This is a genomic window from Enterobacter sp. 01-M-03-SI-ECC (genome assembly GCF_047530215.1).
Classification (GTDB): Bacteria; Pseudomonadota; Gammaproteobacteria; order Enterobacterales; family Enterobacteriaceae; genus Enterobacter; species Enterobacter chengduensis.
In genome coordinates this window covers 62,915-81,710 of record NZ_JBLKDA010000024.1, presented here as the reverse complement: position 1 = coordinate 81,710, position 18,796 = coordinate 62,915, and the positions used below count along the sequence as shown (strand labels likewise).

The 18,796-nt window shown below is 56.9% G+C and carries 17 protein-coding genes, 2 tRNA genes and 1 rRNA gene; 14 read left to right on the top strand and 6 right to left on the bottom strand.

Translation table 11 applies throughout. The annotated features are described in order from the left end of the window. From rrf to ACMWKK_RS19630, 3 genes are all read left to right on the top strand, one after another. A 5S ribosomal RNA gene (gene rrf / locus ACMWKK_RS19640) occupies positions 1 to 116 on the top strand. A 56-nt stretch (positions 117 to 172) separates the two neighbouring features. Continuing rightward, a tRNA-Asp gene (locus tag ACMWKK_RS19635) sits at positions 173 to 249 on the top strand. A gap of 53 nt (positions 250 to 302) precedes the next feature. After that, positions 303 to 378 (top strand) — tRNA-Trp (locus ACMWKK_RS19630). A 97-nt stretch (positions 379 to 475) separates the two neighbouring features. Here the strand turns inward: ACMWKK_RS19630 and hdfR are convergent. Further along, the gene (hdfR, locus tag ACMWKK_RS19625; protein ID WP_112781676.1) at positions 476 to 1,297 is read right to left on the bottom strand and encodes an HTH-type transcriptional regulator HdfR; all 822 of its coding nucleotides are present in this window, start codon (positions 1,295 to 1,297) and stop codon (positions 476 to 478) included. Positions 1,298 to 1,415: 118 nt separating this feature from the next. Here hdfR and ACMWKK_RS19620 point away from each other — a divergent pair, with 118 nt between their 5' ends. Further along, entirely contained in the window at positions 1,416 to 1,754 is a 339-nt protein-coding gene (locus tag ACMWKK_RS19620; RefSeq protein WP_023309658.1) for a DUF413 domain-containing protein, read from the top strand. A 29-nt stretch (positions 1,755 to 1,783) separates the two neighbouring features. Here ACMWKK_RS19620 and ACMWKK_RS19615 read toward each other — a convergent pair whose 3' ends face one another. Next, positions 1,784 to 3,304, bottom strand: a complete 1,521-nt coding sequence (locus tag ACMWKK_RS19615) for a YifB family Mg chelatase-like AAA ATPase (protein ID WP_112781677.1) — start codon at positions 3,302 to 3,304, stop codon at positions 1,784 to 1,786. Between the two features lie 341 nt (positions 3,305 to 3,645). Here ACMWKK_RS19615 and ilvL point away from each other — a divergent pair, with 341 nt between their 5' ends. The 7 genes from ilvL to ilvA all read left to right on the top strand — a co-directional run bounded on the left by ilvL (position 3,646) and on the right by ilvA (position 10,196). Next, positions 3,646 to 3,744, top strand: a complete 99-nt coding sequence (gene ilvL / locus ACMWKK_RS19610) for an ilv operon leader peptide (protein WP_001311244.1) — start codon at positions 3,646 to 3,648, stop codon at positions 3,742 to 3,744. An 86-nt stretch (positions 3,745 to 3,830) separates the two neighbouring features. Next, complete coding sequence (gene ilvX / locus ACMWKK_RS19605; RefSeq protein WP_166792073.1) at positions 3,831 to 3,881, top strand: peptide IlvX; 51 nt, start codon at positions 3,831 to 3,833, stop codon at positions 3,879 to 3,881. A 2-nt stretch (positions 3,882 to 3,883) separates the two neighbouring features. Further along, positions 3,884 to 5,530, top strand: a complete 1,647-nt coding sequence (gene ilvG / locus ACMWKK_RS19600) for an acetolactate synthase 2 catalytic subunit (RefSeq protein ID WP_112781678.1) — start codon at positions 3,884 to 3,886, stop codon at positions 5,528 to 5,530. Further along, positions 5,527 to 5,790 (top strand): acetolactate synthase 2 small subunit, encoded by a 264-nt coding sequence (ilvM, locus tag ACMWKK_RS19595; RefSeq protein ID WP_003860184.1) that lies wholly within the window; start codon positions 5,527 to 5,529, stop codon positions 5,788 to 5,790. The genes ilvG and ilvM overlap by 4 nt, the downstream gene beginning before the upstream one ends. A gap of 18 nt (positions 5,791 to 5,808) precedes the next feature. Next, entirely contained in the window at positions 5,809 to 6,738 is a 930-nt protein-coding gene (gene ilvE, locus ACMWKK_RS19590; RefSeq protein ID WP_112781679.1) for a branched-chain-amino-acid transaminase, read from the top strand. A 60-nt stretch (positions 6,739 to 6,798) separates the two neighbouring features. Beyond that, entirely contained in the window at positions 6,799 to 8,649 is a 1,851-nt protein-coding gene (gene ilvD / locus ACMWKK_RS19585) for a dihydroxy-acid dehydratase (protein ID WP_112781680.1), read from the top strand. Positions 8,650 to 8,651: 2 nt separating this feature from the next. Beyond that, complete coding sequence (ilvA, locus tag ACMWKK_RS19580; RefSeq protein ID WP_088475394.1) at positions 8,652 to 10,196, top strand: threonine ammonia-lyase, biosynthetic; 1,545 nt, start codon at positions 8,652 to 8,654, stop codon at positions 10,194 to 10,196. A gap of 38 nt (positions 10,197 to 10,234) precedes the next feature. Here the strand turns inward: ilvA and ilvY are convergent, their stop codons facing one another. Then, entirely contained in the window at positions 10,235 to 11,125 is an 891-nt protein-coding gene (gene ilvY / locus ACMWKK_RS19575) for an HTH-type transcriptional activator IlvY (protein WP_112781681.1), read from the bottom strand. Between the two features lie 150 nt (positions 11,126 to 11,275). Here ilvY and ilvC point away from each other — a divergent pair, with 150 nt between their 5' ends. Continuing rightward, positions 11,276 to 12,751, top strand: a complete 1,476-nt coding sequence (gene ilvC, locus ACMWKK_RS19570) for a ketol-acid reductoisomerase (protein ID WP_112781682.1) — start codon at positions 11,276 to 11,278, stop codon at positions 12,749 to 12,751. 86 nt (positions 12,752 to 12,837) lie between these two features. Here the strand turns inward: ilvC and ppiC are convergent, their stop codons facing one another. Continuing rightward, on the bottom strand, positions 12,838 to 13,119 hold the full coding sequence (gene ppiC, locus ACMWKK_RS19565) for a peptidylprolyl isomerase PpiC (protein ID WP_008501570.1): 282 nt from the start codon (positions 13,117 to 13,119) through the stop codon (positions 12,838 to 12,840). Between the two features lie 85 nt (positions 13,120 to 13,204). Between ppiC and rep the strand changes: the two genes are divergently transcribed. Then, the gene (gene rep, locus ACMWKK_RS19560; protein ID WP_028014817.1) at positions 13,205 to 15,229 is read left to right on the top strand and encodes a DNA helicase Rep; all 2,025 of its coding nucleotides are present in this window, start codon (positions 13,205 to 13,207) and stop codon (positions 15,227 to 15,229) included. Between the two features lie 56 nt (positions 15,230 to 15,285). Here rep and gppA read toward each other — a convergent pair whose 3' ends face one another. Then, the gene (gppA, locus tag ACMWKK_RS19555; RefSeq protein ID WP_048994057.1) at positions 15,286 to 16,770 is read right to left on the bottom strand and encodes a guanosine-5'-triphosphate,3'-diphosphate diphosphatase; all 1,485 of its coding nucleotides are present in this window, start codon (positions 16,768 to 16,770) and stop codon (positions 15,286 to 15,288) included. A gap of 6 nt (positions 16,771 to 16,776) precedes the next feature. Next, the gene (gene rhlB / locus ACMWKK_RS19550; RefSeq protein ID WP_045330327.1) at positions 16,777 to 18,045 is read right to left on the bottom strand and encodes an ATP-dependent RNA helicase RhlB; all 1,269 of its coding nucleotides are present in this window, start codon (positions 18,043 to 18,045) and stop codon (positions 16,777 to 16,779) included. Between the two features lie 144 nt (positions 18,046 to 18,189). Here rhlB and trxA point away from each other — a divergent pair, with 144 nt between their 5' ends. Beyond that, the gene (gene trxA, locus ACMWKK_RS19545; RefSeq protein WP_006179218.1) at positions 18,190 to 18,519 is read left to right on the top strand and encodes a thioredoxin TrxA; all 330 of its coding nucleotides are present in this window, start codon (positions 18,190 to 18,192) and stop codon (positions 18,517 to 18,519) included. The last annotated feature ends 277 nt before the right edge of the window (positions 18,520 to 18,796 follow it).

The following is an 18,796-nucleotide window of genomic DNA, read 5'->3' as shown; positions in this document are numbered from 1 at the left end:
CCTGGCGGCTTTAGCGCGGTGGTCCCACCTGACCCCATGCCGAACTCAGAAGTGAAACGCCGTAGCGCCGATGGTAGTGTGGGGTCTCCCCATGTGAGAGTAGGGAACTGCCAGGCATCAAATTAAGTAGTAAGCCGGTGCATAAATCCGGTGGTTACAAGCAGTCTTCGGTGGAGCGGTAGTTCAGTCGGTTAGAATACCTGCCTGTCACGCAGGGGGTCGCGGGTTCGAGTCCCGTCCGTTCCGCCACTTATTAAGACATTAAGCCTGCCTAACTGGCAGGCTTAATGGCAAAAAACTTTAGGGGCGTAGCTCAGTTGGTAGAGCACCGGTCTCCAAAACCGGGTGTCGCGAGTTCGAGTCTCTCCGCCCCTGCCATATATAATCCTTTGCTTCGGCAAAGGATTTTTTTTGCCTGAAATACGGCAGAAAACGTTCTTCTTAATTTCAGCCAGCATCCCTGCTGGCCGTTATATCAATCCATTACATTGATTTTTAGAAGATCTTTTATCTGCGATTGCTTATCGCTGTTTTGCAGCCAAATCGCATACAGCGGCCTGGTGAGCGTGGTGGAATCCATCACGGTGTGCAGCCCCGCTTTAGTGTCTGCCCAGCGAACAGGTAGCCAGGTACAACCTTTCAGCAAGGGTAGCTGCTGGCAGGCGATCTCTGCAGAGCTGGTCGTTAACTGCGGAACATCATCTGGCGCAATCAATCCCGTCTCGTGCTGCTGGAAATCCGGCCCCCATTCCAGCCGTAAATAGGTCAGGTCTGCCTTCATCATCGAAGGTTCAGAGGCATAAAGCGCCAGGCCAAACTGACCCACAATCTGGCTGCTAAATTCGTCCATCTTGGGGGCTTCAGTTGTGATCAGCAGATCAAGCTGGCGCTCATGAAGTTGCTTAACCAGCGACTGCCGCTGTGCAATTCTCGCTTCGAATTGCAGGTGCCCATGGGAACGATACAGCCGGGTAAGCCACTGACTTAGCATGCATTCCCACAGAGAAGCGCTGGCACCTATCGAGAACTCATTGTGCCTCGAGGTATGTGCTACCTCTTTACGTGCTGCCTGCCAGGTATTCATGAGCGTTTCTGCGTAAGGCAGCAGTTTCTCACCCGCCGGCGTTAAGCGAATATTGTTGCGATGGCGGGTAAAAAGATTCACACCCAGTTGATTTTCCAGCTGTCGAATACGAAAACTGACCGCTGACTGCGTCAGGTAAAGGGCTTCGGCTGCTCGCCCAAAGTGGCGCGTTCTGCTCACTTCAAGGAAAGTTTTAAGCAATTCCGTATCCACATCTTTCTCCGCAAAATTATTTGTCGTTATGATTTAAATGTTTTGTTTTACACTCTGTCAAGCGTAACTAATACTCCGCGCCATAAATAGCTCGGCCAAAGAATTAGGAGCGTGTAGGATGGCGGAAAGCTTTACGACGACTAATCGTTTTTTCGACAATAAACATTATCCGCGCGGGTTCTCTCGTCACGGCGATTTCACCATCAAAGAAGCTCAACTGCTTGAGCGCCATGGTTATGCCTTTAACGAGCTGGATCTGGGTAAGCGTGAACCTGCTACCGAAGACGAAAAACAGTTTGTTTCTGTTTGCCGTGGTGAGCGTGAGCCGGAGTCTGAAGCGGAACGTGTATGGATCAAGTACATGGCACGCATTAAGCGTCCAAAGCGCTTCCATACCCTGTCTGGCGGCAAGCCGCAGATGGAAGGTGCAGAAGACTACACCGAGTCTGATGACTAAAATGAAGAGAAGGGGCTACGGCCCCTTTTTTATGCCAGTAGTTTCTGCAAATGCAGCAGCAAACGATCGATGGCGCGGTAGCTCAGCGCCTCCTGCAGGTGTTTCCTCTCAATGTCAGTACATCCCTCCACGTCAGCAATGGTTCTGGCCACTTTTAGCAAACGCTGCCACGCACGTATAGACAGCCCAAAGCGCGTTAGCGTCTCCTCAAGCCATACTGCATCCTCACTGTTAAGTGAACAAAACTGCCGGATCCCAGTATTATCCAGCCGCGCATTCAGCTTGTCCTGACGAGCGTATTGCCGCATCTGGGCAGCCATCACCCGCTCGCGTACCACTGCTGAGCTCTCCCCCGTTATGCCCGTTTGCCTGAGCAGGCCCGGCGGAGGAAGCGGGATTTCGAGGGATAAATCGAAGCGATCGAGGAACGGTCCGGAAAGCTTTCCCAGATAGCGCAACGTTTGTTCTGGCGTACAGCGGTTATGGTTGCCCTGGTAATGCCCCGTCGGGCTGGGATTCATCGCCGCGACCAGCTGAAACTGCGCGGGATAGCTTATTTTGGCGCGCGTGCGTGAGATATGTATCTCGCCGGATTCAATGGGCTCCCTCAGTGCATCCAGCACGCGGCGCTCAAACTCTGGCAGCTCATCGAGAAACAGAATGCCATGGTGTGCCAGTGAGATCTCTCCCGGCCCGGGGATAGACCCGCCGCCGACCATCGCCGTCAGTGAAGCGCTGTGATGTGGGGAACGAAAAGGGCGACGTCGCCACTGTTTTTGCAACGACGTAGAACCGATCAGGCTGTATATGGCGGCGCTTTCCAGCGCTTCACGATTATTGAGCGGTGGAAGCAACCCGCTCAACCTGCTTGCCAGCATGGTTTTACCCGTACCCGGCGGACCAATCAGCAGAAGATTGTGTCCACCTGCAGCCGTAATCTCCAGCGCCCTTTTCCCTTGCTCCTGCCCCATAATCTCGCGGAGATCCTCCGGAGCATCCGCGATAACATCATCACATTCTTCCGGCTCGGACAGTTCATGTCGCCCCTCCAGCCAGGCACACACTTCCTGTAAATGCCCCGCGACGAGACACCCTTTCTCGGCAATAAGACTCACTTCTGATGCGTTTTCATTGGCCACAATGATTTGCCGCCCTGCTCGTATGGCCTCCAGCGCGCCCGAGATCGCACCGGGAACGCCTCTTAACGCGCCTGTAAGCGCGAGTTCGCCAACGAACTCATACGAGCCTAGCCGTGTCGTATTAAGCTGCTCAGAAGCCGCGAGAAGGGCAATTGCGATAGGTAAATCGTATCGTCCCCCCTCTTTAGGAAGATCGGCGGGGGCAAGGTTGATAGTGATCTTCTTCGCGGGGAAGGTATAACCGCTATTTATTATTGCGCTGCGAACGCGATCTCTGGCCTCTTTTACCGTCGTTTCAGGCAACCCGACGAGCGTGAGTCCAGGCAGGCCATTACTTAAGTGAACCTCGACGGAAATCAGCGGTGCCTTCACCCCGAGCGCCGCACGCGTATAAACAACTGACAGTGACATTTGCACTACCTCCTGGTGTGACTATGCCAGCGCCTTTTTTGCCTGTTTAGCGTCATTTAGCGGATTTAGGCTGCCTGTTCAGAGATTTTAAGCGTGCACTGCAACCCTTGCATAACCGTGGAAGCCTCCTCGCATACTGTAAAAAGTGCCGTTTTGTCGGTTAGAACTGCAGCAAAAAAATGAAAAAAATTCATTATCTATTTTCCGTATATAAAACAACGGTTTTAAGAAAAATGATTTGCGGGCTAATCAAATCCGTCATAAATAAATCTTGTGTTTAATTTAAAAACTGTGATACCTCTTTAGGTATTCCTTCGAACAAGATGCAAAAAGAACTGAAAATGACAGCCCTTCTACGAGTGATTAGCCTGGTCGTGATTAGCGTGGTGGTGATTATTATCCCACCGTGCGGGGCTGCACTTGGACGAGGAAAGGCTTAGCAATCAAGCCTTAACGAACTAAGACCCCCGCACCGAAAGGTCCGGGGGTTTTTTTATGACTAAAAAACGTAAATGAGGAGCAGAGAATGACGACTAGCACAAAATTCTGTTTCTCCCGATTTATGACGGGGAACTAACTATGAATGGGGCACAGTGGGTAGTACATGCGTTGCGCGCGCAGGGAGTCGAAACCGTATTCGGTTATCCGGGTGGCGCAATTATGCCGATTTACGATGCACTGTATGACGGCGGCGTGGAACATCTCTTGTGCCGACACGAGCAGGGTGCAGCGATGGCGGCCATTGGCTATGCCCGAGCGACCGGTAAAACCGGCGTGTGTATGGCGACGTCAGGCCCGGGCGCAACCAACCTGATCACCGGCCTGGCTGATGCGCTGCTGGACTCTGTTCCGGTTGTCGCCATCACCGGGCAGGTGGCATCTCCCTTCATCGGTACCGACGCCTTCCAGGAAGTGGACGTCCTCGGTTTATCGCTGGCCTGCACCAAACACAGCTTCCTCGTCCAGTCTCTGGAAGAGCTGCCGCGTGTGATGGCAGAAGCGTTCGACGTGGCAAGCTCCGGTCGTCCGGGGCCGGTTCTGGTCGATATCCCGAAAGATATCCAGGTGGCATTTGGCGATCTGGAACCGTACTTCTCTACCGTTGAAAACAACAATGCGTTCCCGCACGCAGAGGTTGAAGAGGCCCGTCAGATGCTGGCGCAGGCGAAACAGCCGATGCTGTACGTCGGCGGTGGCGTAGGCATGGCGCAGGCCGTTCCCGCCCTGCGCGAATTTATCGCAACTACCCAGATGCCAGCGACCTGCACGCTGAAAGGTCTCGGCGCTGTCGAGGCGGATTATCCCTACTATCTGGGCATGCTGGGGATGCACGGCACCAAAGCGGCAAACCTGGCGGTGCAGGCATGCGATCTGCTCATCGCCGTCGGCGCCCGTTTTGACGACCGCGTCACCGGCAAGCTGAATACCTTTGCGCCGAACGCTAAAGTTATTCATATGGATATCGACCCGGCGGAGATGAACAAGCTGCGTCAGGCGCACGTTGCGCTGCAGGGCGATCTCAACGCGCTGTTACCGGCATTGCAGCAGCCGCTGGACATCAGCGCATGGCGTCAGCACACCGCAGAGATGCGCACCGAGCACGCCTGGCGCTACGATCATCCTGGGGATGCTATCTACGCGCCGCTGCTGTTGAAGCAGCTGTCCGACCGTAAACCGGCAGATAGCGTCGTCACTACCGACGTCGGTCAGCACCAGATGTGGTCCGCGCAGCACATGACCTACACCCGCCCGGAAAACTTCATCACATCCAGCGGGTTAGGGACGATGGGCTTTGGTCTGCCGGCAGCCGTTGGCGCGCAGGTTGCCCGACCGAACGATACCGTTATCTGTATCTCCGGTGACGGCTCCTTCATGATGAATGTCCAGGAGCTCGGCACCGTTAAGCGCAAGCAGTTGCCGCTGAAAATCGTCTTGCTCGACAACCAGCGCTTAGGGATGGTCCGCCAGTGGCAACAGCTGTTCTTCCAGGAGCGTTACAGCGAAACAACGCTCACCGATAACCCCGATTTCCTCACCCTGGCCAGCGCCTTTGGCATTCCTGGCCAGCACATCACCCGTAAAGATCAGGTTGAAGCGGCGCTCGACACCATGCTGAACAGCGATGGGCCTTACCTGCTTCATGTCTCAATCGATGAACTCGAGAACGTCTGGCCGCTGGTGCCGCCAGGTGCCAGTAACTCACAAATGATGGAGAAATTATCATGATGCAGCATCAGGTCGCCGTACAGGCTCGCTTCAACCCGGAAACCTTAGAACGCGTTTTGCGCGTGGTGCGTCATCGTGGTTTTCAGATTTGCTCTATGAATATGGAGACGGCCACCGACGCGCAGAACATCAGTATCGAATTAACCGTTGCCAGCCCGCGGCCGGTCGACTTACTGTTTAGTCAGTTATCAAAGCTGGTAGACGTTGCCCATGTTGCCATCTGCCAGAGCACAACCACATCACAACAAATCCGCGCTTAAGCGTGACAGGACGAAAAAATGACGACAAAAAAAGCTGATTACATTTGGTTCAACGGTGAGATGGTTCGCTGGGAGGACGCGAAGGTCCACGTGATGTCCCACGCGCTGCACTACGGTACCTCCGTCTTTGAAGGCATCCGCTGCTACGATTCTCACAAAGGGCCAGTGGTGTTCCGCCATCGCGAACACATGCAGCGTCTGCATGACTCAGCCAAAATTTATCGTTTCCCGGTTTCCCAAAGCGTCGACGAGCTGATGGAAGCCTGTCGCGACGTGATTCGCAAGAACAACCTGACCAGCGCCTACATCCGTCCGCTGGTGTTCGTAGGTGATGTCGGTATGGGCGTGAACCCGCCAGCCGGTTACAACACCGATGTGATCATTGCCGCGTTCCCGTGGGGGGCTTATCTCGGGGCTGAAGCCCTGGAGCAGGGGATCGACGCCATGGTCTCTTCCTGGAACCGCGTGGCGCCAAACACCATCCCGACCGCGGCGAAAGCGGGCGGTAACTATCTTTCTTCCCTGCTGGTCGGGAGCGAAGCGCGCCGTCACGGCTACCAGGAAGGTATTGCCCTGGACGTGAATGGCTACATCTCCGAAGGTGCGGGCGAAAACCTGTTTGAAGTGAAAGACGGCATCCTGTTCACGCCGCCGTTCACCTCGTCCGCGCTGCCGGGCATTACCCGTGACGCCATCATCAAGCTGGCGAGAGATCTCGGTATCGAAGTCCGCGAGCAGGTGCTGTCCCGCGAATCCCTGTATCTGGCCGATGAAGTCTTCATGTCCGGCACCGCGGCTGAAATTACGCCGGTGCGCAGCGTAGACGGTATCCAGGTGGGCGAAGGCCGCTGTGGCCCGGTCACCAAACGCATTCAGCAAGCGTTCTTTGGCCTCTTCACCGGCGAAACAGAAGATAAATACGGCTGGTTGGATCAGGTTAATCACTAAATATAAATTTGGGACGGCACGCACCGTCCCATGAAACAGTCAGACGGGAGTCAATAAAGCATGCCTAAGTATCGTTCAGCCACTACTACCCACGGCCGTAACATGGCGGGTGCCCGCGCATTGTGGCGCGCCACCGGGATGACCGACGCCGATTTCGGCAAACCGATTATCGCCGTGGTGAACTCCTTTACCCAGTTCGTACCGGGCCACGTACACCTGCGCGATCTCGGCAAACTGGTTGCCGAGCAAATCGAAGCCTCCGGCGGCGTGGCGAAAGAGTTCAACACTATTGCGGTGGATGACGGTATCGCGATGGGGCACGGGGGCATGCTCTATTCACTGCCGTCGCGCGAGCTGATCGCCGACTCGGTGGAGTACATGGTCAACGCCCACTGCGCCGATGCGATGGTCTGTATCTCCAACTGCGACAAAATTACCCCGGGGATGCTGATGGCCTCCCTGCGCCTGAATATTCCGGTGATCTTCGTCTCCGGTGGGCCGATGGAAGCGGGGAAAACCAAGCTCTCCGACAAAATCATCAAGCTCGACCTGGTCGATGCGATGATCCAGGGCGCGGACCCGAAAGTCTCTGACGAGCAGAGCGACCAGGTGGAACGCTCCGCGTGTCCGACCTGCGGCTCCTGTTCCGGCATGTTCACGGCGAACTCCATGAACTGCCTGACCGAAGCGCTGGGCCTGTCGCAGCCGGGCAACGGTTCCCTGCTGGCGACCCACGCCGACCGCAAGCAGCTGTTCCTCAACGCCGGTAAGCGCATCGTTGAGCTCACCAAGCGCTACTACGAGCAGGACGACGCCAGCGCGCTGCCGCGCAGCATCGCCAGTAAGGCCGCGTTCGAAAACGCCATGACCCTGGACATCGCCATGGGCGGCTCCACTAACACCGTTCTGCACCTGCTGGCCGCCGCGCAGGAAGCCGAAATCGACTTCACCATGAGCGATATCGACAGGCTGTCCCGCAAGGTCCCGCAGCTGTGTAAGGTCGCGCCAAGCACCCAGAAATACCACATGGAAGACGTGCACCGTGCCGGTGGCGTCATCGGTATTCTGGGGGAGCTGGATCGCGCCGGGCTGCTGAACCGTGACGTGAAAAACGTGCTCGGTCTGACGCTGCCGGAGTCGCTGGACCAGTACGACGTCATGCTGACCAAAGACGACGCGGTGAAAAAAATGTTCCGCGCGGGTCCTGCCGGGATCCGTACCACCCAGGCGTTCTCGCAGGACTGTCGCTGGGACACGCTGGACGATGACCGCGCCGAGGGCTGCATCCGCTCGCTGGAACATGCCTACAGCAAAGACGGCGGTCTGGCCGTGCTGTACGGTAACTTCGCGGAAAACGGCTGCATCGTGAAAACCGCAGGCGTGGACGACAGCATTCTGAAATTCACCGGCCCGGCGAAAGTGTACGAAAGCCAGGACGAAGCGGTAGAGGCGATTCTCGGTGGCAAAGTGGTGGAAGGCGACGTGGTTGTCATTCGCTATGAAGGTCCAAAAGGCGGCCCGGGCATGCAGGAGATGCTCTACCCAACCACCTTCCTGAAGTCTATGGGGCTCGGCAAAGCCTGTGCGCTGATCACCGACGGCCGTTTCTCCGGCGGTACGTCAGGTCTCTCCATCGGTCACGTTTCGCCGGAAGCGGCAAGCGGCGGCAACATCGCCATCATTGAAGACGGTGACCTGATTGAAATCGATATCCCGAACCGCGGCATTCAGCTCAAGCTGAGCGACCAGGAAATTGCGGCCCGTCGCGAGGCGCAGGAAGCGCGCGGCGACAAAGCCTGGACGCCGAAAGACCGCCAGCGTGAAGTCTCCTTCGCCCTGCGTGCCTACGCGAGCCTTGCCACCAGTGCAGATAAAGGCGCGGTGCGCGATAAATCGAAACTTGGGGGCTAATGATGGCCGAGTCACAACCCTTATCCGCCGCCCCCGAGGGGGCGGAATATCTGAGAGCGGTGCTGCGCGCGCCGGTCTATGAAGCGGCGCAGGTCACGCCGCTGCAGAAAATGGAAAAGCTCTCGTCGCGTCTCGACAACGTGATTCTCGTGAAGCGCGAAGACCGCCAGCCGGTGCACAGCTTTAAGCTGCGCGGCGCCTACGCGATGATGGCCGGGCTGACCGAGGAACAAAAAGCGCGCGGCGTCATTACCGCGTCGGCGGGTAACCACGCCCAGGGCGTGGCGTTCTCCTCGGCCCGTCTGGGGCTGAAAGCGCTGATCGTGATGCCGGTTGCTACCGCAGACATCAAAGTCGACGCGGTGCGCGGTTTCGGCGGTGAAGTGCTGCTCCACGGGGCTAACTTTGACGAAGCCAAAGCCAAAGCGATCGAGCTGGCGCAGCAGCAGGGCTTCACCTGGGTGCCGCCGTTCGATCACCCGATGGTGATTGCCGGTCAGGGCACGCTGGCGCTGGAACTGCTGCAGCAGGATGCCCATCTCGACCGCGTCTTCGTCCCGGTGGGCGGCGGCGGGCTGGCGGCGGGCGTGGCGGTGCTGATCAAACAGCTGATGCCGCAGATCAAAGTCATCGCGGTGGAAGCGGAAGACTCTGCCTGCCTGAAAGCGGCGCTGGAAGCCGGACATCCGGTGGATCTGCCCCGCGTTGGGCTGTTTGCCGAAGGCGTGGCGGTAAAACGCATCGGGGATGAAACCTTCCGTCTCTGCCAGGAATATCTCGACGATATCGTCACGGTGGATAGCGACGCTATCTGCGCGGCGATGAAAGATCTGTTCGAAGACGTGCGTGCGGTGGCGGAACCGTCCGGCGCGCTGGCGCTGGCGGGGATGAAAAAATACGTCGCGCAGCACAATATTCGCGGCGAGCGTCTGGCGCACGTGCTGTCTGGCGCCAACGTGAACTTCCACGGCCTGCGCTACGTGTCCGAGCGCTGCGAGCTTGGGGAACAGCGTGAGGCGCTGCTGGCGGTGACGATTCCGGAAGAGAAGGGCAGCTTCCTGAAGTTCTGCCAGCTGCTGGGCGGCCGTTCGGTGACGGAGTTTAACTACCGTTTTGCCGATGCCAAAGACGCCTGCATTTTTGTCGGCGTGCGCCTGAGCCGCGGCGTAGAGGAGCGTAAAGAGATCCTGAACCTCCTGCACGAAGGCGGCTACAGCGTGGTCGATCTCTCTGACGATGAGATGGCGAAACTGCACGTGCGCTATATGGTCGGCGGACGTCCCTCGAAGCCGCTCAGGGAACGTCTGTTCAGCTTTGAGTTTCCGGAATCGCCGGGCGCGCTGCTCAAGTTCCTGCACACGCTGGGCACGCACTGGAACATCTCCCTGTTCCACTACCGCAGCCACGGCACCGACTACGGCCGCGTGCTGGCGGCGTTCGAGCTGGGCGAGCACGAGCCGGATTTCGAAACGCGGCTGAACGAGCTTGGCTATGAGTGTCACGACGAAACCCACAATCCGGCGTTTCGTTTTTTCCTCGCAGGTTAAGCGGATCGTAGGTCGGGTAGGCGCAGCGCCACCCGACTTCAATGATTGGGCAATATCTTCCAGAACGCGTCGATAAGCGGCTCATGCAGCCGCTTTTTTTGTGCGCACACGCCAAGTTCGAACGGCGTTTTCTCATCGCTGCGATCCAGAATCATCACGCGATTGCGCACCGGCTCCGGGCTGTTATCCAGCACTACCTCCGGCAGTAGCGCCACGCCGCAGCCGAGCGCCACCATCGACACCATCGCCTCATGGCCGCTGACCGTGGCGTAAATCGACGGGTTACTGATTTTCTGGCGGCGGAACCACAGCTCGATACGACGGCGCACCGGTCCCTGGTCGGCCATGATAAACGGCACCGTGGACCAGTCCGGTTTTTCCACCGACACCTGGTTACGCACCGGGCAGGGCAGCGCCGGGGCGATCAGCACCACCGCCAGATTCTCCAGCATCGAGAACGCTACCGCGCCCGGCAGCGTTTCAGGCTTCCCGGCAATGGCGAGATCCGCTTCACCCGTCACCACTTTTTCCATTGCGTCGGAGGCGTCGCCGGTGGTGAGCTTAATCTCAACCGACGGATGCGCCGCGCGGAAGCGGTCAAGGATGGGCGGCAAATGGCTATAGGCGGCGGTCACGGAGCAGAAAATATGCAGCTCGCCGGAAAGTGACGGCCCCTGCTGGTCAATCGAGTGCCGCAGCTGCTGGTACTGCAAAAGCGTCTGCTGGGCAAAAATGCGCAGCTCTTCACCCGCTTCCGTGAGGGTGACGGTGCGGTTATCGCGGATGAACAGCGGCTGGCCGAGATCTTCCTCAAGGCGCTGGATCTGGCGTGAAAGCGTGGAGGGGCTAACGTGCATCGCCCGGGCGCTGCGGCCAAAATGACGGCTTTCCGCCAGGTGAAGAAACATTTTCAGATCGCGTAAATCCACCGATTTCACTCCCTCTTTTTACATTGCAAAAATTGCAACATGACGTTGTGAATATATCAATTTCCGCAATAAATTTCCTGTCATATAGTAAGTTCATTCTCGCATATGCGAACCGAACAATAAGACACACAACATCACGAGGTATCACCCATGGCTAACTACTTTAATAAACTGAACTTGCGCCAGCAGCTGGCGCAGCTGGGCAAATGCCGCTTCATGGCGCGCGATGAATTTGCCGATGGCGCAAGCTACCTTCAGGGTAAAAAAGTGGTCATCGTCGGCTGTGGCGCACAGGGTCTGAATCAGGGCCTGAACATGCGTGACTCCGGTCTGGATATCTCCTACGCCCTGCGCAAAGAAGCGATTGCCGAGAAGCGTGCTTCCTGGCGCAAAGCGACCGAAAACGGCTTCAAAGTGGGTACCTACGAAGAGCTGATCCCGCAGGCGGATCTGGTGGTTAACCTGACCCCGGACAAGCAGCACTCAGACGTCGTGCGTTCCGTACAGCCGCTGATGAAAGACGGCGCGGCGCTGGGTTACTCCCACGGCTTCAACATCGTTGAAGTGGGCGAGCAGATCCGTAAAGACATCACCGTGGTGATGGTGGCACCGAAGTGCCCGGGTACCGAAGTGCGTGAAGAGTACAAGCGTGGTTTTGGCGTGCCGACCCTGATCGCGGTTCACCCGGAAAACGATCCGAAAGGCGAAGGCATGGCGATCGCCAAAGCATGGGCAGCTGCGACCGGTGGCCACCGCGCGGGCGTGCTGGAATCCTCCTTCGTTGCCGAAGTGAAATCTGACCTGATGGGCGAGCAAACCATTCTGTGCGGCATGCTGCAGGCGGGCTCCCTGCTGTGCTTCGACAAGCTGGTGGAAGAGGGCACCGACCCGGCCTACGCGGAAAAACTGATTCAGTTCGGCTGGGAAACCATCACCGAAGCGCTGAAGCAGGGCGGTATTACGCTGATGATGGACCGTCTGTCCAACCCGGCAAAACTGCGTGCTTACGCGCTGTCCGAACAGCTGAAAACCATTATGGCGCCGCTGTTCCAGAAACACATGGACGACATCATCTCCGGCGAGTTCTCTTCCGGGATGATGGCGGACTGGGCGAACGACGATAAGAAACTGCTGACCTGGCGTGAAGAGACCGGTAAAACCGCGTTCGAAACCGCGCCACAGTATGAAGGTAAAATCGGCGAGCAGGAGTACTTCGATAAAGGCGTCCTGATGATCGCCATGGTGAAGGCAGGCGTTGAGCTGGCGTTCGAAACCATGGTGGATTCCGGCATCATCGAAGAGTCTGCATACTACGAATCACTGCACGAGCTGCCGCTGATTGCGAACACTATCGCCCGTAAGCGTCTGTACGAAATGAACGTGGTGATCTCCGATACCGCAGAATACGGTAACTACCTGTTCTCTTACGCCTGCGTACCGCTGCTGAAAGAGTTTATGACCACGCTGCAGACGGGCGACCTGGGTAAAGCGATTGCAGAAGGTGCCGTGGACAACGCGCAGCTGCGCGATGTGAACGAAGCGATTCGCAGCCACCAGATCGAGAAAGTGGGCCACAAACTGCGTGGCTACATGACCGATATGAAGCGCATCGCGGTAGCGGGTTAACAACTTTGTCGGGTGGCGCTTCGCTTACCCGACCTACAACACCGTAAGATGTAGGCCGGGTAAGGCGTAGCCGCCACCCGGCTTTTTTATTTGCGGTACAGAACCTTGATAACGTGGTAGCCGAACTGCGTGTGCAGCGGGCCGGTTGGCTCCAGCACCGGGCAGGAGAAGACCACTTTATCGAACGCCGGGACCATCTGACCCTGGCGGAACTCACCCAGATCGCCGCCGCGTTTGCCTGACGGACAGATAGAGTGTTTCTTCGCCAGCTTGCCGAAGTCGGCGCCGTTTTTGATCTGCTCCAGAAGATCCAGAGCCAGTTTCTCTTCTTTAACAAGAATATGCAGTGCTGCTGCTGTTTTTGCCATGATCGTGCCTTGAGTGGTATGGATTAGGCTCGCTATACTACCACGCTGTTATTCTCCCCTCCTGACTTTCATTGAGTGATCATTTATGCGTTTAAACCCCGGACAACAACAAGCCGTCGAATTTGTCACTGGACCCTGTCTGGTGCTGGCGGGCGCGGGATCCGGTAAAACGCGCGTGATCACCAACAAGATTGCCCACCTGATCCGCGGCTGCGGCTATCAGGCCAGGCACATTGCGGCAGTGACGTTTACCAACAAAGCGGCGCGCGAGATGAAAGAGCGCGTCGGCCAGACGCTGGGGCGCAAAGAGGCGCGCGGGCTGATGATCTCCACCTTCCACACGCTGGGGCTGGATATCATTAAGCGCGAGTACGCCGCGCTGGGAATGAAGTCCAACTTCTCGCTCTTCGACGACACCGATCAGGTGGCGTTGCTCAAAGAGCTCACCGAGGGGCTGATCGAAGATGACAAGGTGCTGCTGCAGCAGCTGATCTCGACGATCTCGAACTGGAAAAACGATCTGATGACCCCGGCTCAGGCCGCGGCGATCGCCAAAGGCGAACGGGATCGGATCTTCGCCCACTGCTATGGCCTGTACGACGCGCACATGAAAGCGTGCAACGTGCTGGACTTCGACGACCTGATCCTGCTGCCCACGCTGCTTTTACAGCGCAATGAAGAAGTGCGCGAGCGCTGGCAGAATAAAATTCGCTACCTGCTGGTGGATGAATATCAGGACACCAACACCAGCCAGTACGAGCTGGTGAAGCTGCTGGTGGGGCAGCGCGCGCGTTTCACTGTGGTAGGCGATGACGATCAGTCGATCTACTCCTGGCGCGGCGCGCGTCCGCAAAACCTGGTGCTGCTGAGCAAAGACTTCCCGGCGCTGCAGGTGATTAAGCTGGAGCAGAACTATCGCTCTTCCGGGCGTATTCTGAAGGCAGCCAACATCCTGATTGCCAATAACCCGCACGTGTTTGAGAAGCGTCTCTTCTCCGAGCTGGGCTACGGGACGGAGCTGAAAGTGCTCAGCGCCAACAACGAAGAGCATGAAGCGGAGCGCGTGACGGGCGAACTCATCGCCCATCACTTCGTCAACAAAACCGAATATAAGGATTACGCGATCCTCTATCGCGGCAATCATCAGTCGCGCGTCTTTGAAAAAATGCTGATGCAGAACCGCATTCCTTACAAAATCTCGGGCGGCACGTCGTTCTTCTCACGGCCAGAAATTAAAGATCTGCTGGCCTACCTGCGCGTGCTTACTAACCCGGATGACGACAGCGCGTTTCTGCGCATCGTGAATACGCCAAAACGCGAGATTGGCCCGGCGACGCTGCAAAAGCTGGGCGAGTGGGCGATGACCCGCAATAAAAGCCTGTTTACCGCCAGCTTTGATATGGGCCTGAGCCAGACGCTGACGGGGCGCGGGTACGATAATCTCACCCGCTTCACCCACTGGCTTGGCGAAGTGCAGCGTCTCGCGGAGCGCGAGCCGGTGGCGGCGGTGCGCGATCTTATCCACGGTATTGATTACGAATCCTGGCTATACGAAACCTCCGCCAGCCCGAAAGCGGCTGAGATGCGGATGAAAAACGTTAACCAGCTCTTTAGCTGGATGACCGAAATGCTGGAAGGCTCGGAAATCGACGAGCCGATGACCCTGACCCAGGTGGTCACCCGCTTTACCCTGCGCGACATGATGGAGCGCGGCGAGAGCGAAGAGGAAGCCGATCAGGTGCAGCTGATGACGCTGCACGCGTCGAAAGGTCTGGAGTTCCCGTATGTCTATCTGGTCGGCATGGAAGAGGGGTTATTGCCGCACCAGAGCAGCATTGATGAAGACAACGTCGACGAGGAGCGCCGCCTGGCCTACGTGGGGATCACCCGTGCGCAGAAAGAGTTGACCTTCACGCTGTGCAAAGAGCGCCGCCAGTACGGTGAGCTGGTCCGCCCGGAGCCGAGCCGTTTCCTGCTGGAACTGCCGCAGGATGACCTGATTTGGGAGCAGGAGCGCAAAGTGATTACCGCTGAAGAGCGGATGCACAAGGGCCAGGCTAACGTGGCGAATATCCGCGCCATGCTGGCAAAAGCCAAAGAGAAAGGATGAGTCCGAAAGGCTTGTAGGCCGGGTAAGCGTAGCGCCACCCGGCATTTTTCACGATCTTACTTCACTTCCAGCACCCAGTGCACATAGCTCTGCCACTGGCACTCCTGCTCGATCATCTCTGCCCCTAACGGGTGACGATCGATCCAGTTCTCCGGCAGCGTCAGCGAAAGCGTCTCTTCATTCGCCACCAGATTAATGGCAGGCAGCAGATCGTCGCGGCGACGGCTGGCAAACAGAATCGCCAGACGCAGCAGGCGGCACAGATGCTCGGCCACGCGCGGCGGTACGGCGTTTTGCTGATGCAGAGAGGAGAGATCGACGGCATTGGTCTGGTTCAGCAGCAGCGTTGCCAGCAATTTTTTCTGCGCGGGGGTATAGCCCGGCAGATCGAGATTTCGTACCAGATACGCTGCATGAGCCGGCGCCTGCTTAAAATCAATGCTTAGCCCCACTTCATGTAGCGCGCAGGCGCTCAGCAGCAGATCCCGGCTCAGATTATCAAGATCCCAGACGTTAGCGACCCGATCGGCGAAGCGTGATGCCAGCTGCGATACGCGTCCTGCCTGATCGATATCAACCAGAAAACGACGCTGCACGTTGCGCAGGGTACGGCTGCGGATATCCTGATCGACCGACAGATGCAACATCCCGTAGACCAGACCTTCGCGCAGCGCGCCGCCGGCCAGGGTCATGCACTGGATATTCAGCTCGGTGAAAATGGCGATAAGAATAGCCAGCCCGCTCGGGAAGACCAGGGCGCGTTCCAGCGTCAGGCCTTCAATTTCCAGCTCTTCCAGTCGTCCGCACTGGATGGCGCGCTGTTTCAGCTGCTGAAGTTTGGCAAGCGTGATCCGCTCGTCCATTCCCTGCGCCATCATGATTTCCTGCAGAGCCTGCACGGTACCCGAGGCGCCCACGCAGACTTTCCAGCCGTGATAGCGCAGCTCGTCCATCACCGGACGCAACACGTCGCGCGCGGCGTTTTCCGCCTCGTCGAAGTTTTCTTTACCCAGATTACGATCGGTAAAGTAGCGCTCCAGCCAGGTTACGCAACCCATTGAAAGGCTAAACAGCGACGTTGCCTGCGCGCCGGTGCCGGTCACAAGCTCGGTACTGGCACCGCCGATGTCCACCACCAGACGGCGATCGTCACCCCCTGTGGTGTGTGCAACACCCTGATAAATCAGGCGAGCCTCTTCTTCACCGCTGATAACCTGTACCGGACAACCCAGAATTTCCTGCGCTTTGGCAATAAAATCCACGGCGTTAACCGCCAGGCGGAGCGTGGCTGTAGCCACCACGGTGATTTGGGCATGCGGGATATCCTGCAGACGCTCGGCAAAGAGTCGCAGACACTGCCAGCCACGTTCCATGGCTTCAGGTGAGAGGTGATTGTCGCTGCTCAGGCCCGCCGCGAGGCGGACCTTGCGCTTAATGCGCGTCAGCGTTTGTATGCTTCCCGCCACCTCGCGCACAACCAGCATATGAAAACTATTCGAACCGAGATCAATTGCCGCATAAAGCGAGGTGGAGCTAAGCATATTTTTTTAACCTGAACGACGACGATTACGCGGTGCGCCGCCTGAACGACGCGGACCATTGCCGGAGCGTGGGCGGGTAAGACGCTTAGGCGGCGGCAGTTCGCTTAACAGCGCTTCCGGATTATATTTGCTCTGCGGAATCGAGTGACCGATATACGTCTCGATGGCCGGAAGATTCAGCGCATACTCTTCACACGCAAGGCTAATTGAGTGACCGCTTGCGCCCGCACGACCGGTACGACCGATACGGTGTACGTAGTCTTCACAGTCGTCTGGCAGATCGTAGTTAAAGACGTGCGTCACGGCTGGAATGTGTAAACCACGTGCCGCCACGTCGGTTGCGACCAGAATATCAAGATCGCCACGGGTAAATTCGTCGAGGATGCGCAGGCGTTTTTTCTGCGCCACGTCGCCGGTCAGCAGGCCAACACGGTGACCGTCCGCAGCCAGATGGCCCCAGATCTCTTCACAGCGGTGTTTGGTGTTTGCGAAGATAATGGCGCGGTCCGGCCACTCTTCTTCGATCAGCGTTTGTAGCAGACGCATTTTCTCTTCATTAGAAGGATAGAAGAGCTCTTCTTTAATGCGGTGACCCGTTTTCTGCTCAGGCTCCACTTCCACGTATTCGGCGTTATTCATCTGTTCAAACGCCAGTTCACGCACGCGATAAGAGAGGGTGGCAGAGAACAGCATGTTCAGACGCTGATTGGCCGGCGGCATGCGGCGGAACAGCCAGCGGATATCTTTAATGAAGCCCAGATCGTACATGCGGTCGGCTTCATCAAGCACCACAACCTGGATTGCACCGAGGTTAATGTGGTTCTGTTTGGCGTAATCGATAAGACGGCCGGTGGTACCGATCAGGATATCCACGCCGCTTTCCAGCACTTTCAGCTGCTTATCGTAGCCGTCACCGCCATAGGCCAGGCCAAGCTTAAGACCGGTAGCCTGTGCCAGGGGTTCAGCGTCTGCATGGATCTGTACCGCCAGTTCTCGCGTCGGAGCCATAATGAGCGCGCGCGGCTGGTTAACTTTGCGGTCTGCAATCGCTGGGTGAGAAAGTAAATAATGAAACGTTGACGTCAAAAACGCCATCGTTTTGCCGGTACCGGTTTGCGCCTGCCCTGCAACATCGCGACCAGCCAGCGTCAGCGGCAGCGCGAGGGCCTGAATGGGCGTGCAGTTATGAAACCCTTTAGTTTCAAGGGCTTCGATCACTTTTGGGTGCAGGGCGAAGTCGGAAAACTTCTGTTCTGTTAAATGTGTTTTGCTCATAGTGTGGTAGAATATCAGCTTACTATTGCTTTACGAAAGCGTATCCGGTGAAATAAAGTCAACCTTTAGTTGGTTAATGCGACATCAACACGTCGTTGGTGGAGACAAAACCAACGTACCAGGCTTATTCCTGTGGAGTTATATATGAGCGATAAAATTATTCACCTGACTGACGACAGTTTTGACACGGACGTACTTAAGGCTGACGGGCTGATCCTCGTCGATTTCTGGGCTGAATGGTGTGGTCCTTGCAAAATGATCGCCCCGATTCTGGATGAGATCGCTGACGAATATCAGGGCAAACTGACCGTTGCCAAGCTGAACATCGACCAGAACCCGGGCACTGCACCAAAATACGGTATCCGTGGCATCCCGACCCTGCTGCTGTTCAAAAACGGCGAAGTGGCCGCGACCAAAGTGGGCGCGCTGTCCAAAGGTCAACTGAAAGAGTTCCTGGACGCTAACCTGGCGTAAGGTTTCTCCGCTGCGCGTTCAGAGCTCCCGGCTAAATGATGTGGAACTCTGGACGCCCGGCTGAAGTCGTGCTAAGTTAGCTATGACTTCGTTTTAAACATATCTTGTTGTTTGAATCTTGTTTTACCCGATACTTCCCGTTGTTGACATGAACAGTGCGTGAAGTGGCTAAATTCCGGGCTTGTCACTCAAATCCGTCTTGTCGTTTCAGTTCTGCGTTCTTTCCCTGTGACCAGACAGCGAACAGACATGAGTTGATGGCCGCTAAACAGGCATG